This window comes from Micromonospora sp. DT233, assembly GCF_049841815.1.
Classification (GTDB): Bacteria; Actinomycetota; Actinomycetes; order Mycobacteriales; family Micromonosporaceae; genus Micromonospora.
Genome location: NZ_JBNCLB010000023.1, coordinates 1 through 619, shown reverse-complemented (window position 1 = coordinate 619; position 619 = coordinate 1). Strand labels below are relative to the sequence as shown.

The following is a 619-nucleotide window of genomic DNA, read 5'->3' as shown; positions in this document are numbered from 1 at the left end:
ACCCGAGCGGAAACCACCCTCACGGCGCTCGCCACCACGGAAGCCACCCTCGCGGGCACCACCCGGACGGCCGTCGCCGTCACGGCGGAAACCACCCTCGCGCGGCGGCCCGGAGCGGAAACCGCCCTCGCGGCGGTCACCGCCACCCTGGTAACCACCCTCGCGGCGGTCACCACCACGGAAACCACCCTCGCGCGAACCACCCTCACGGGGACCCGAGCGGAAACCACCCTCCCGGCTGTCGCCGTCGCGGCGGTAGCCGCCGGGGCGCGAGTCCTCACGGGAGCCGCCGCCCTCGCGGCGCTCGCCGTCGCGGCCGGCGTTGCCGCCGCGCTGACCACTCGCGCGGTCGTCACGATCGCCACGGTACGGGGGACGGTCGTCCCGTCGGGGGGCCCCGCCACGTCGGTCGGAGCGGTCTTCGTAACGACGAGGACGGTCGCCGTCGTGGGGTCCTGAACTCACAGGTACATCCTTCCTGATTGCGCCGCAGTCGGCGCCACGCAGTCGAGGGCCGACCCGGATGGGGCGGCCCTCGACTGGAAAGAATGTCCGGCGGTGTCCTACTCTCCCACACCCTCACGAGTGCAGTACCATCGGCGCTGGAGGGCTTAGCTTC

At 72.9% G+C, this 619-nt stretch carries 1 protein-coding gene; it reads left to right on the top strand.

Going from position 1 to position 619, the window contains the following annotated elements:
* A partial coding sequence (locus ACLQ2V_RS27435) for a hypothetical protein (protein WP_425721480.1) occupies nucleotides 1-459 on the top strand: 459 nt, incomplete at its 5' end.
* Nucleotides 460-619 lie beyond the last annotated feature (160 nt).